This is a genomic window from Cupriavidus sp. 2KB_3, from assembly GCF_052115685.1.
Taxonomy (GTDB): Bacteria; Pseudomonadota; Gammaproteobacteria; order Burkholderiales; family Burkholderiaceae; genus Cupriavidus; species Cupriavidus campinensis.
Genome location: NZ_JBFRHD010000003.1, coordinates 261,735 through 275,332, shown reverse-complemented (window position 1 = coordinate 275,332; position 13,598 = coordinate 261,735). Strand labels below are relative to the sequence as shown.

At 70.4% G+C, this 13,598-nt stretch carries 5 protein-coding genes; all 5 read right to left on the bottom strand.

Translation table 11 applies throughout. The annotated features are described in order from the left end of the window. Positions 1 to 11: 11 nt before the first annotated feature. Positions 12 to 2,198: a 4-alpha-glucanotransferase gene (malQ, locus tag AB4120_RS04490; RefSeq protein ID WP_441641885.1), complete on the bottom strand. Its 2,187-nt coding sequence runs from the start codon at positions 2,196 to 2,198 to the stop codon at positions 12 to 14. Then, positions 2,195 to 4,393 carry a glycogen debranching protein GlgX gene (gene glgX, locus AB4120_RS04485; protein ID WP_149138997.1) on the bottom strand — a complete coding sequence of 733 codons (2,199 nt, stop codon included), beginning with the start codon at positions 4,391 to 4,393 and terminating at the stop codon, positions 2,195 to 2,197. Before glgX ends, malQ begins: the two co-directional genes overlap by 4 nt. A gap of 67 nt (positions 4,394 to 4,460) precedes the next feature. Continuing rightward, entirely contained in the window at positions 4,461 to 6,728 is a 2,268-nt protein-coding gene (glgB, locus tag AB4120_RS04480; protein WP_149138998.1) for a 1,4-alpha-glucan branching protein GlgB, read from the bottom strand. Next, positions 6,715 to 10,128, bottom strand: a complete 3,414-nt coding sequence (gene treS, locus AB4120_RS04475; RefSeq protein ID WP_149138999.1) for a maltose alpha-D-glucosyltransferase — start codon at positions 10,126 to 10,128, stop codon at positions 6,715 to 6,717. The genes glgB and treS overlap by 14 nt, the downstream gene beginning before the upstream one ends. After that, positions 10,125 to 13,451 carry an alpha-1,4-glucan--maltose-1-phosphate maltosyltransferase gene (locus AB4120_RS04470; RefSeq protein ID WP_262389777.1) on the bottom strand — a complete coding sequence of 1,109 codons (3,327 nt, stop codon included), beginning with the start codon at positions 13,449 to 13,451 and terminating at the stop codon, positions 10,125 to 10,127. The genes treS and AB4120_RS04470 overlap by 4 nt, the downstream gene beginning before the upstream one ends. Positions 13,452 to 13,598: the final 147 nt, after the last annotated feature.

Genomic DNA, 13,598 nt, shown 5'->3' with positions numbered 1-13,598 from the left:
CCACGCCCATCTCAACCGTCCCCCCGTACCGCCGCCACACGGACGCGTACGTCCGCATGATCGAAGAGCTCGCGCACGTCGGCATCGAGCCGGCGCTGCCAGTTGGGGTGCCCGCTCACCGTGCCGGGCAGGTTGGGCTGTTCGGCGGCGCCAAGCAGGTCTTCCACGGGCACCAGCCGTAGCGGGGTCCGTGCGCGGGCCAGCCAGCGCAGCACCGCTTCCACCGGCGCGGATGCCGCGTCGGGCTCGGCACCATCGACATCATCGACATCGTTGACCACCCCGCCCGCGCACATGGCCTGCCACAGCGCCGTGCGCTCGGCGGCGCGCATCGCCATCAGGCCGGCTTCGGTCTCCCCCTCGCCCAGTTGATGCAGCCGCGCGCGCCAGGCGATGTCGTTTCCGGTCCACCAGCCGACGATGGTCGGCAGGTCGTGCGTGGTGGTGGTGGCCACCGCCTCGGCGGGCCATTGCTCGGGCGGCAGGAAGGGGGCGGGGGTGTCAGTCTCGATATCCGCACCGGCATCCTCGTCCGCCGGCTGGCGTTCGAACCACAGCACGTCGATGCCCATCACCCCGCGCGCGGCCAGTGCCGTGTTGAGCGTCTCCGGCACCGTGCCGAGGTTCTCGCCGATGATGATGGCGCGCTGCCGCCACGATTCGATCGCCACCAGCCGCAGCAGGTCGTCCAGCGGATAGGTCAGGTAGGCGCCCGCCGTGGCCGGCGCACCGGCTGGCACCAACCACATCCGCGCCAGCCCCAGCACGTGGTCGATGCGCAGCCCGCCGGCATGGGCGAGGTTGGCGCGCAGCATCTCGATAAAGGCGGCGTAGCCGTTGCGGCGCAGCCCGCGCGGCGAGAACACCGCCACGCCCCAGTCCTGCCCGAGCGGGTTGTAGACGTCCGGCGGCGCGCCGGCGTGGAAGCCGTTGAGGATCTCGGTCTGGCGCATCCACGCGTGGCTGCCGCCGGGGTCGGTGCCCACGGCGAGATCGGCGATCAGCCCCACGGCCATGCCGGCGGCGCGCGCGCGGTGCTGGGCGGTCTCCAGCCCTTGCGCGGCGAGCCACTGCAGGAAGGCGTGATAGCCGATCTCCTGCGGATATTGGGTCTCGAAGGCGGCTACCGCCGCGCTGTCTGGCGAGCGCAGCGTCACCGGCCACTGGCGCCAGTCGGATGCCGCCTGCCGCCGCATGTCATCAGCATCATCTCTGGCTTGCGCCAGCAGGCTGGCCTGGATGGCCTCGAAGCAGGCGTGGGCCAGCAGCCCGCTGCCGCCCCGCGCGCGGAAGGCGGCGAAGGCCTGCTGGGCGTCTGCGCCAAGCAGGGTGTCGTGACGGTCCCACAGCCAGCGCAGCAGCGCATGGCGCGCCACGGATAGCGTGGGCCAGTCGATTTCGTCGCGCGCCTCGGCGGCGGCGAGCCGGTGGCCGATGTTCAGCGCCGCGATGCCCTGATCCACCGCGTCCTGCCCGAACACGGCGGCGGGGTCGGCGTAGAGCGCGTTGTGGAAGATCCGGCTGGACGGCGCATAGGGGCTGTAGCGCGCCGGCAGTCCGGCAAAGCCCGCGTGGAGCGGGTTGATGGCGACCGCGTCGGCGCCTTCACGCGCGGCGGCCTCGCAGGTCAGGGCCAGCGCGGTGAGGTCGCCCAGCCCGGTGGGCGCGCCCCGGCGCAGGCTGTATAGCTGCACGGAGAGCCCCCATGGCTTGCTGGTGTGTACGGCACGCGGGCTAGCCGCCAGCGCATCGGCCACGCCGTAGCAGCGCGGCGGCGCCACGGCCAGCGTGGTGGCCAGATCGCCCAGCAGCAGCCGGTGGTAGCCCCAGTCCGCCACCGGGGGAATCGCCATCAACCCGTCCGCGTTGCGCTGGGCGATGCCCTCGATCACGCGACCATCTTCCATTTCCAGCCGATAGGGGCGCTGCGCCAGCGTATGCGGCCATGGCACGGCCACGGGCTGGCCCTGGTTGGCCGTGAGCAGCGGCGGCAGCGGATGGGCGGCGTCGTCGGCGGCCAGCCGCGCGAGCGAGGATTCACAGGCGCCGGGCGTGTCGCAGGGCAGGTCGAGCGCAGCCAGCACCGTATGCAGGGCCTCTTCGGTGAGGGCCTGGGGCCGGCCCCAGGCATCGCGCCACTGGGTTTGCAGGCCGGCGCGCTCGGCCAGCCGCTGGAGGGCGGCGGCGTCGTGGCTCATCGCGGGGGTTCCTCCTTGCGGACCTTCGGCACGCTGGCCAGCAGCAGCGCCACGCTGTGGGCCACCACGGTGTAGCTGGGCTGGCCGTCGCGGCCCTCGCCACCTTCTCCACCTTCTCCACCTTCTCCACCTTCTCCATTCGGCAGCGGGCTTTCGCCGGCGTCCGGCGCGGCGCTGTCGAACAGCACGCGCCAGTCCTCGCCGGGGGCCGGCGCGCGGAAGGTCACGTCGTCGTTGCTGGCGTTCAGGCACAGCAGCATCACGGCCACCTCGTCCTCGCCGTTGCCGTGCGTGGCGCGGCGCAGCGCCAGCGTGCGGTCCTCGCCATTGGCCCACTGCTCGGGCGACAGCTCGTTGCCATCGGGGCCGAACCACGCGATGTCCGGCACGCCGGGCGCCGGACGCGAGCGGCCGTGCACGAAGCGGTTCTCGGTCAGCATCGGCAACTGGCGGCGCAGCGCCAGCAACTGGCTCACGCAGGCCATCATCGGCGCGTTGGCGGGGTCGGCGGCGTCCTCCCAGTTCAGCCACGAGAGCGGGCTGTCCTGGCAGTAGGCGTTGTTGTTGCCCTGCTGGCTGCGGCCCCATTCGTCGCCGGCGGTGAGCATGGGCGTGCCCTGGGAGAGCAGCAGCGTGGCCATCATCGCCCGGGCCACGCGGCCACGGGTCTCCAGGATCTGTTCGTCGTCGGTGGGGCCTTCCACGCTGCCGTCCGGGCTCCAGTTGGCGCTGGCGTTGTCGTCGTTGCCGTCGCGGTTGTCCTCGCCGTTGGCCTCGTTGTGCTTGCTGTGGTAGCTGACCAGGTCGGCCAGCGTGAAGCCGTCGTGCGCGGTGATGAAGTTGACGCTGGCCCACGGCTTGCGGTGGCGGCGGTCAAACAGGTCCGCCGAGCCGGTGAGCCGCGCCGCCAGTTCGCCCCGCTGGCCGGCGTCGCCGCGCCAGAAGCGGCGCACGTTGTCGCGGAACTTGTCGTTCCATTCGGCAAAGCCGGGCGGCTGGTTGCCCACCTGGTAGCCGCCGGGGCCAAGGTCCCATGGCTCCGAGATCAGCTTCACGCGTGACAGCACCGGGTCCTGGAGGATGGCGTCGAAGAAGCCCGCACCGGGGTCGAAGCCGGTGGCCTCGCGGCCCAGCGTGCTGCCGAGGTCGAAGCGGAAGCCATCCACGTGGAAGGCCTCCACCCAGTAGCGCAGCGAGTCCATCACCATCTGGAGCACGCGCGGGTGCGACAGGTTGAGCGTGTTGCCGCAGCCGGTGTCGTTGATGTAGTAGCGCTCGTCGCCCGGAATCAGGCGGTAGTAGCTGGCGTTGTCCAGCCCGCGCCAGGACATGGTTGGCCCCAGTTCGTTGCCTTCGCAGGTGTGGTTGTAGACCACGTCGAGGATGACCTCGATGCCCGCCGCGTGGAGCCGGCGGATGGCCACCTTGGCCTCGTGCAGCTCGTTGGCGGACAGGTAGAGCGGCTCCGGCGCGAAGAAGGCCAGCGTGTTGTAGCCCCAGTAGTTGCGCAGGCCGCGCTCCACCAGGAAGCGGTCCTGCAGGAAGGCGTGGACCGGCAGCAACTCCACCGCCGTCACGCCCAGCCGGTGCAGATGGTCGACGAAGCGCGGATCGGCCAGTGCCGCGAAGGTGCCGCGCTGGTGCGGCAGCAGGTCTTCGCGCAGCATGGACGCGCCGCGCACGTGCACCTCGTAGATCGAGGTCTCCGGCCATGGCCGGTCCAGCGGGCGGTCATCGCCCCAGTAGAAGCTCTCGTCCACGACCACGGCCTTCGGCATCATCGGCGCGCTGTCGCGGCGGTCCGGCGTCAGGTCTGCACGCGGGCTGTTGAGCCGGTAGCCGAACAGCGCGTCGGACCAGCGCACCGGGCCGCTCAGCAGGCGCGCGTAGGGGTCCAGCAGCAGCTTGTGCGGATTGAATCGCTGGCCTCTGCCTGGCTCGTAGGGGCCGTAGGCGCGGTAGCCGTACAGCACGCCGGGCTGGGCCAGCGGCAGGTAGCCGTGCCAGACCTCGTCGGTGCATTCGGGCAGCGACAGGCGCTGGATCTCCTTGCGGCCGTTGGGCGAAAACAGGCACAGCTCGATGCGTGTGGCGTTGGCGGAGAAAACCGCGAAGTTGACGCCCAGGCCGTCCCAATGCGCGCCAAGGGGGTAGGGCTTGCCGGGCAGCAGACGGTCGATGGTGGCAATCGCCATGTGCATGGCTCCTTTGTTCTGGTTATTCTGGGTGGCTCGTGATGATGGGGTTTCGTTCGCTCAGGGGTCAGCCGGGTGGCCCATCCGGCTTGTAGCGGAGAACCAGCGTCGCCAGCGGCGGCAGGGTCAGCGTGACCGAGGCCGGCTGGCCGTGCGACGGCGCGTTGGCCGCCTGCACGCGGCCGCCATTGCCGAGGTTGCTGCCGCCGTAGTAGCCGGCATCGGTATTCAGGCATTCCTCCCAGTCGCCCGCGAACGGCACGCCGAGGCGATACCCCTCGCGCGGCACCGGGGTCATGTTGACCACCACCAGCACCACCTCCTGGCTGTCTGGCGCGGCGCGGCGCAGGTAGGCGAAGACGCTGTTCTGGTGGTCATCGCCGACAATCCACTGGAAGCCCTCGGGCCGGTGATCCAGTGCGTGCAGGGCCGGCAGCTCGCGGTACAGCCGGTTCAGGTCACGCACCAGCGAGTGCACGCCACGGTGCAGCGGCTGGTCCAGCAGCGGCCAGTCGAGTTCCTCGTCGTGGTTCCACTCGCGCCATTGGGCAAACTCGCCGCCCATGAACAGCAGCTTCTTGCCGGGGTGCGTCCACATGAAGCCGTAGTAGGCGCGCAGGTTGGCAAAGCGCTGCCAGTCGTCGCCGGGTGCCTTGCCGATCATCGACCCCTTGCCGTGCACCACTTCATCGTGCGAAAGCGGCAGCACGAAGGCTTCGGACCACGCGTAGACCAGGCCGAAGGTCAGCTCGTTGTGATGCCAGGGGCGGTGGATGGGGTTCTGGCTCAGGTAGCGCAGCGAGTCGTGCATCCAGCCCATGTTCCACTTGAAGTCGAAGCCGAGCCCGCCGGATGCCACGCTGGCCGTCACGCCGGGCCATGCCGTGGATTCCTCGGCGATGGTCAGCGCGCCGGGGCAGCGTTCGTGGACGATGGTGTTGAGGTCGCGCAGGAAGGCCACGGCCTCCAGGTTCTCGCGCCCGCCGAAGCGGTTGGGCACCCACTGGCCCGGCTGGCGGCTGTAGTCGCGGTAGAGCATGGAGGCCACGGCGTCCACGCGCAGCGCATCGGCATGGAATTGTTCGAGCCAGTGCACCGCCCCCGCCAGCAGGAAGCCGCGCACCTCGTTGCGGCCGAGGTTGTAGATCAGCGTGTTCCAGTCCTGATGGAAGCCTTCGCGCGGGTCCTGGTGCTCGTAGAGCGCCGTGCCGTCGAATTCGGCCAGCCCGTGCGGGTCGGTGGGGAAGTGCGCGGGCACCCAGTCGAGGATCACGCCGATATCGGCCTGATGGCAGCGGTCGACAAAGGCGGCGAACTGGTCCGGCGGGCCGAGCCGCGAGGTGGGCGCGAACAGCGACAGCGGCTGGTAGCCCCAGGAGCCGCCGAACGGGTGCTCGGTGATCGGCAGCAGCTCGATATGCGTGAAGCCGAGGTCGCGGATATAGGGCACCAGCCGGTCGGCCAGGATCTGCCAGCCGTGCGCGGTGTCGTTGGCGGCGCGCTGCCAGGACATCGCGTGGAGTTCGTAGACGGACATCGGCGCGGCGTAGGGATCGGTGCGGGCGCGCTTGTCCATCCACGCCTGATCGTTCCACTGGAACGGCGGGGCGCCGTGGCCGCGACAGGCCACCACGGACGCCGTGGCGGGCGGCGGTTCGGTGGCCAGCGCCACCGGGTCGGCCTTGTCCGGCAGGGCTTGGCCTTGCGCGCCGATGATGTCGTACTTGTAGCGGCTGCCGCCGTGGGCGCCGAGCGCCTCCGGGATGAACAGCTCCCAGATGCCGGCGCCGTGGCGCAGGCGCATGGGGTGGCGCACCGGGTTCCAGCCGTTGAAGTCGGCGATGACCGACACGCGCTGGGCGTTGGGCGCCCACACCGCGAAGCGCACGCCGGCTTCGCCATCGACGGTCAGGCATTGCGCGCCGAGGCAGTTGCCGAGTTCGAGGTGGCGGCCTTCGTTGAGCAGGTGCAGGTCCAGATCGCCCAGCAGCAGGCCGAAGGCGTAGGGGTCGGCGCTGCATTGCTCGTTGCCGTCCGGCCAGCGGATCAGCAGGCGGTAGTCGCCCGGCTTTGGCGGCTCCGTGCCGGGCAGGCGGCCGGCGAACACGCCGCCGGGGTGCAGCGCGGTCATCGGTGCGATGGCCTTGCCCGTCCGGTCGGCCAGCGAGACCGATTCGGCGCCGGGGGCGATGGCGCGCACCACCACCCCGTGCTCGTCCCGGTGGGGGCCGAGCACGCCGAACGGATCGGCCAGCCGGCCTTGCAGCAGCGCGTCGATCACGGCGTCGGGCAGCGTCGGGGCCCGTTCCATCGTGGCGCTATCAGTTCGTGCCATCGTTGGCTCCCAGCAGCTTGCGGACCAGCCGGGCCAGCCCGCTGGTGGGCAGGTCGATCCATGCCACGCGGTTGGCGGCTTCGTAGCCCACTTCATAGGCGGCGCGCTCGAGCAGGAACAGGTCGAGCAGCTGCTCCATCTGCCCCGCCTGCCCCCTTTCCCCAGGCTCCGCCCATTGCCGCGGCGCGGCCTGCATCGACAGCTGGTAGCAGTGCAAGAAGGCCTGGCTGGCGGCGCTGCGGAAGCGCTCCAGCAGCGCCGCGCGGCGCTCCGCCAGCGCGGGCGGCAGCGTGGCGTGGGTGCGCTCGTGGCGGTCCGTGCCCACCGTGGCCGCCGCGTAGTCGAGCGAGCGCAGCAGGCCGGCCACGTCGCGCAGCGGCGAGGTCTTGCGCCGGCGGAAGGCCAGCGGCTGGCGCGGTTCGCCTTCGAAATCGACGATATAGGTGTCGCTCTGGGCGATCAGCACCTGCCCGAAGTGGAAATCGCCGTGGATGCGGGTCTGGAGGCCGCCCGGGGCGGCCTGCGCCAGCCGCGCCACCAGCTTGGGCAGCTTGCCGCGTGCGGCGAGCAGCGTTTCGATATCCGTGGCGAAGGCGCCGGTGGCGTTATCGCGGCGCGCCTCGAGCAGGTCGAGGGCCTCGTTGAGGGATTTCAGCGCGCCCTCGGCCCATTCCTCGGCCTGGGCCTCGGTGGCAGGTTCGGGCGAGAAGGCGGCCTCGTCGGTGGGCTGGGCCAGCACCGCGTGCAGCTCGGCCAGGCGGCGGCCCAGCGTGCCGACCATGGTCGAATAGCCGGCCATGGCTTCGACGAATTCGCCATTGGCGTCTTCGGACGGCATGGCGTCGTCGATCAGGCGGCTCAGGTAGTCGAGCGTCCAGTCCCAGCCATCGCCCTGATTGAGGATGTAGCCCTGCAACAGCATCAGCGTGTGGGGCGTGCCGTCGGCGCCGGTGCGCACCACCTCGCCCAGCAGCGGCGCGGAGTGCGTGTAGCCGTGGCTGGTCAGGTAGCGCGTCATCTCGGCTTCGGGGTGGATGCCACCCGCCACGCGGCGCACCAGCTTGAGCACGCCGTTGTTGCCGTAGGCCAGCGAGCTGTTCGACTGCTCGGCGGACATCCATTGCACGGGCTGGTCCTCCAGCGTGACGTCGGCCAGCCCCGGCTCGGGCAGGAAGCGGATCACGCCGTGCGTGGTCGGCGCCTCGGTGCCGTCGCGCATGGCCTTGACCACGGCGCGCGCGTAGGCCTCCACCACAAAGCCGTCGGTGGCCACGCCCACGCGGCTGCCCCGGCGCACGCGCGCCATGGACAGGCCGTGCATCAGCTGCGGCATGCCTTCGGTGTTCTCGCGGTCCCACAGCAGCGCCACCGGCAGCTGGTAGCACTCGATGCGGCCGGGCAGGGTCACCTCGACCTCGCAGTGGAACACCTCCTCGTTGTTGCCGACCCGGGCGATCGGCCACGCATAGGCCACGCTCACGCGCTCGATGCGGTCCGCCTTCGAGGCGAACCAGCGCCGGCGCGCGAGGTAGATCGGCAGGACTTCGGTGGTCAGCGCGCGGCGGGCGGACTCGGTGAGCTCCGAGCGGCCGGCGTTGTTCTGGAGCACCAGGGTGATTTGATCGGCCATTTGCTCGGGGGCATCCACGTGCCAGGAAGGCGGCTGGGCGTCCTCGCTCAACACAAACCAGTAAAAGCCATACGGCGGCAGCGTGAGCAGGTAGGTCAGCTGGCCGATGGCGGGGAAGGGCGTGGCACCGAGCATCTCCACCGGCACGCGGCCCTGGAACTGCGAGAGGTCCAGCTCCACGGCCTGCGGCGCGCGCGACAGGTTGGCCACGCACAGCACGTGCTCGCCGTCGAACTCGCGCAGGTAGGCCAGTACCTTGCGGTTGCCGGGGAACAGGAAGCGCAGCGTGCCGCGCCCGAAGGCGTGATGCTGCCGGCGCAGGGCCAGCATGCGGCGCATCCAGTTCAGCAGCGAGTGCGGGTCGCGGTTCTGGGCCTCCACGTTGACCGCTTCATAGCCGTACAGCGGCCCCTGCAGCGGCGGCAGCACCAGCCGCTCGGGGTCCGCGTGGGAGAAGCCGCCATTACGGTCCGGCGACCACTGCATCGGCGTGCGCACGCCGTCGCGGTCGCCGAGGTGGATGTTGTCGCCCATGCCGATTTCGTCGCCGTAGTAGATCACCGGCGTGCCGGGCATCGAGAACAGCAGGCTGTTCATCAGCTCGATGCGGCGGCGGTCGCGTTCCATCAGCGGCGCCAGCCGGCGGCGGATGCCGAGGTTGATGCGCGCGCGGCGGTCGGAGGCGTAGACCTCCCACAGGTAGTCCCGCTCGCTGCTGGTGACCATTTCCAGCGTCAGTTCGTCGTGGTTGCGCAGGAAGATCGCCCACTGGCAGTTCGGCGGCACCTCGGGGGTCTGCCGCATGATGTCGGTGATCGGGAAGCGGTCTTCCCGGGCGATGGCCATGTACATGCGCGGCATCAGCGGAAAGTGGAAGGCCATGTGGCATTCGTCGCCCACCACGCCGCCGTCCGGGCTGGCCGCGCCGGTGGTGTCTGCCGTGCCGCCGCCGCTGGCGCCGCCGAAGTACTGCTGGGCGTCTTCCGGCCACATATTGGCTTCGGCCAGCAGCAGGCGGCCGGTGTAGTGCTCGTCCAGGTGGCGGCGGATCTTGCGGATGACCTCGTGCGTCTCGGGCAGGTTCTCGTTGCTGGTGCCTTCGCGCTCCACCAGGTAGGGCACGGCGTCCAGCCGCAGGCCGTCGATGCCGATGTCGAGCCAGAACCGCATCACGCTCAGCACCTCGTTGAGCACCTGCGGGTTGTCGAAGTTCAGGTCCGGCTGGTGCGAGTAGAAGCGGTGCCAGAAGTAGGCGCCGGCCTCGGCGTCCCAGCTCCAGTTCGACTTTTCCGTGTCGCAGAAGATGATGCGCGTGCCGGCGTAGGACTGGTCGTTGTCGGACCACACATAGTAGTTGCGGGCCGCCGAGCCGGGCTTGGCCTTGCGCGCGCGCTGGAACCACGGGTGCTGGTCGGAGGTGTGGTTGATCACCAGCTCGGTGATCACGCGCAGCCCGCGCGCATGGGCCGCCGCGACGAAGCGGCGGGCCTCGGTCAGCGTGCCGTAGTCCGGGTGCACGTTGCGGTAGTCGGCAATGTCATAGCCGTCGTCGCGGCGCGGCGAGGGATAGAACGGCAGCAGCCAGATCGTGTCCACGCCGAGGTTGACCAGATAGTCCAGCTTGGCCAGCAGCCCCGCGAAGTCGCCGACGCCATCGCCATTGGCGTCATAGAACGACTTAATGTGCAGTTGATAGATGACCGCGTCCTTGTACCAGAGCGGGTCGGCGTTGAGCAGGGCGGCGCTGACGCGGTCGGATGCGCGCTTCATGCCGTTTCTCCGGTTTGTGGTTGGGGCCGGACGTGCCACAGCGCGAACGGCAGTTCATGCGGATTCAAGCGGATGCGCTGGGCCTTGCCGGTCCAGGTGAAGCGGCGGCCGGACATCAGTTCCTCGGCCTGCAGGGTGCCGTGGTCGGGCAGGCCCCACTCCCACAGCGGCAGTTCGATCGCGGATTCGCGCGGCGCGCGCGGGTCCAGGCTGATGGCCACCAGCAGCACGTCGTTGCCGAAGGTGGGGCCGCTGCCGGGTCCTCCTGCAGGGCCACCGGGTCCGGCCGGCACGTAGCGCGCGAAGTACAGCACCGCGTCGTCGCTGGCGTGGTAGAAGCGCACGCCAAGGTGGTCCTGCAGGGCCGGATGGCTGGCGCGGATCTGGTTCAGCCGCGAGATCTCGGCCACGATGTTGCCGGGCTGGTTCCAGTCGCGCACGCGGATCTGGTACTTCTCGGAGTCGAGGTATTCCTCGCGCTCCACGCCGTTCAGCACCAGCGGCGCGCCCTCGCAGACCTCGAAGCCGTTGTACATGCCCCAGAGCCCTGAGAGCAGCGCCGCCAGCGCCGCGCGGATCAGGAATGCCGGGCGGCCGCCGTCGTGCAGGAAGTACGGGTTGATATCCGGCGTGTTGACGAAGAAGTGCGGGCGGTAGAACTCGCGCAGCGGGGTCTGCGTCAGCTCGGTCATGTACTCGGTCAGCTCGGCCTTGGTGTTGCGCCAGGTGAAGTAGGTGTACGACTGGGAAAAGCCGAGCTTGGCCAGCCGCGCCATCATCTTGGGCCGCGTGAAGGCCTCGGCCAGGAACAGCGTGTCCGGATGCTTGGCGCGCACGTCGGCAATCATCCACTCCCAGAACGGCAGCGGCTTGGTGTGCGGGTTGTCCACCCGGAAGATGCGCACGCCCTGGTCGGCCCAGAACATCACCACGTCGCGCAGCGCCTGCCAGAGATGCTCGCCGGCGGGCGGGGGCGCGTAGAAATCGACGTTGACGATGTCCTCGTACTTCTTGGGCGGGTTCTCGGCGTAGCGCAGCGTGCCGTCCGGGCGGTGCGAGAACCACTCGGGATGCTCGCGCAGCCACGGGTGGTCCGGCGAGCACTGGATGGCGAAGTCGAGGGCCAGCTCCAGGCCGTGGTCGGCGGCGGCGCGGCGCAGCCGCTGGAAGTCTTCGAACGTGCCGAGCTGCGGGTGCAGGGCATCGTGGCCGCCTTCGGCGCTGCCGATGGCGTAAGGGCTGCCCACGTCGCCCGGCTCGGCCTTGAGGCTGTTGTTGCGGCCCTTGCGGTGGGCCTGGCCGATGGGGTGGATCGGCGGGAAATAGAGCACGTCGAAGCCCATCGCACGGATGGCCGGCAGCCGGCGGATCACGTCGTCGAAGGTGCCGTGGCGGTTCTCGTCGCCACTCTCCGAGCGCGGGAACAGCTCGTACCAGCTGGCGAAGCGGGCGGCGAGGCGGTCTGCTTCCACCGGCATCACCGTGGGATAGCGGCTGATGAACGGGCGCCCGGCGGGCGTGTCCATCGCGGCGTGCATGGCGCTTCCGGTGCGCGGGGAGAGCAGGATCTCTAGCCGCAGGGCGTCGTCGCCGGCGGCGGCTTTCAGTTCTGCCAGCAGCGCGCCGGCATCGGGGATGGCGCTGCCTTCGGGGGTGTCCAGTGTGGCGGCCACCAGCCGGGCGCCTTCCTCGATCTCCAGCGTCACGTCCACGCCGGCCTTGCGTTTCTTGCCGATCTCGTCGAGCCAGCTGGCGAAGGTATCGCGCCATGCTTCGACAGTGAACTCGTGGCGGCCCAGCGCCACGATCGGAAAACTGCCGCGCCAGCGGTCGTTGATGACGGGCTCCATCGGCGAGGCATGCCAGACCTGCTCGCCCGGCGCGCGCCACAGCACGGCGGCGGCGAGCTTGTCGTGGCCGTCCATCCAGATATCGGCGGTGACCTCCACGCGCTCGCCCACCGTGCGGCGCACGGCAAAGCGGCCGTGGTCGGCTGTGGGGGCCAGGTTCTCGATGGCCACGCGCGGCGCCTGCATGGCGGTGGCCAGCTCGCGGTCGATGGCCTTGCGGTGATTGCCGCCGCCATTGCGGCGCGTCTTGGCCTGCGCGCTGACCGGCAGCGCTTCATACAGGCGGATATCGGCCGGCGCCAGGGTGATGGTCGCGCTGGGGTCGAGCTGGTTGGCGGCGTCCAGCGTGCCGCCGGGGCCGCCATCGGCGGATCGCAGCGTGGCAGCGGCCTGCGGCAGCGCGCTCAGCACGCGGTCCGCGCCGAACGAGGCCGGCTCGATCGGGCTGGGGTTCAGCACCACGGTCAGCGCGGCGGGGCCGGTGGCGCCATTGGCGCCATTGGCACCATTGGCAAGATGGCGCGGCAGGCGGGCCAGCACGGTCAGGGGGGCGTCCGGGCCGCTGACCTGCCTGACCGTGACGGCCGGCGCAGGATCGCGCGCGGCCAGCCAGGCGTTGCACTGCATCAGCTCGTGGGTGAGGTCGTAGGGGGCATCGACGATGTCGTCGGGATGGCCATCGGACTGCGCTTCGGGGGCGCTCCCTTGGGCACCGGTCTCGAAGCCGGCTGGCACCATCAGCCCGTCGCCGATGGCGGCGGCGGTCCACAGCGCGCGGCGGGCGGCCAGCACGTCAGTGCCATCGGGCGCCAGCGCGGGTGCGGCCAGCACGCGGCCGAAGGAGCGCAGGCGCGCCATCTCCTCGGTCAGCCACGCGCTGCGGTAGTCCCACCACGGGAGCGAGCAGAACGCGCCGTTGAACGGGGCGAGGGCCAGGTCGGCCAGCTGTTGCGGATGGGTGCCGGGGGTGAAGGCGAGGAACACGGGATCGTCGCCGCCGTTCTTGCTGCTGCCCCGCCCGGCGGTCTCGATGATCTCCGCCCAATGCCGGCCCGGCACGCGCGATGGCGCGCGGCAGCAGAAGCCGGCAGCGCCGGCATCGATCGCTTCACGGATCTGGGCGCTCCACCATGCCACCAGGGCGGGGGCGAGCCCCTCGTCGTACCAGCGCAGACGCACGCCGGGCAGATGGCTGTCCGTGGCGTCCGGGCTGCCGGCGGGGCGGGCATGGTCCACCCAGCCATCGTGCATGGCCGCCGCCTCAGCGGGAAAGCGGTCCAGGGAGAGATCGAGCAGGGGAAGCAGCCCATGTGACCGGCACGCCGCAAAGGTCGATGCCAGGAGGTCGGGGCGGATATGCGGGATGGCCCAGCCGGCCAGCAATACATGGTCGAAACCGAGTGTGGCGGTGCGCGCAAGCGCTTCCGGGTCCACCTTTCGGGAATCGGTCAGGTTCAGTTGGCAGATTCGCACGTGACAGGTCCTTGGCCGTGGCGCCTGCTGCGCGCCGATTCTGACCGGGCACGCGAAGGGTGTGCCAACGCGGCGGGGTCGGGGGGCGCGCGGGCCGGGAACTGCGGTGCAGCAAGGGCAGGGGACCGATGCGTCCGGCCGCGCGTC

What these genes read in the sequence shown, in the direction of transcription:
- malQ (WP_441641885.1), bottom strand. Translation starts at nt 2,198, where the DNA reads ATGAGCCACGACGCCGCCGCCCTCCAGCGGCTGGCCGAGCGCGCCGGC.
- glgX (WP_149138997.1), bottom strand. Translation starts at nt 4,393, where the DNA reads ATGGCGATTGCCACCATCGACCGTCTGCTGCCCGGCAAGCCCTACCCC.
- glgB (WP_149138998.1), bottom strand. Translation starts at nt 6,728, where the DNA reads ATGGCACGAACTGATAGCGCCACGATGGAACGGGCCCCGACGCTGCCC.
- treS (WP_149138999.1), bottom strand. Translation starts at nt 10,128, where the DNA reads ATGAAGCGCGCATCCGACCGCGTCAGCGCCGCCCTGCTCAACGCCGAC.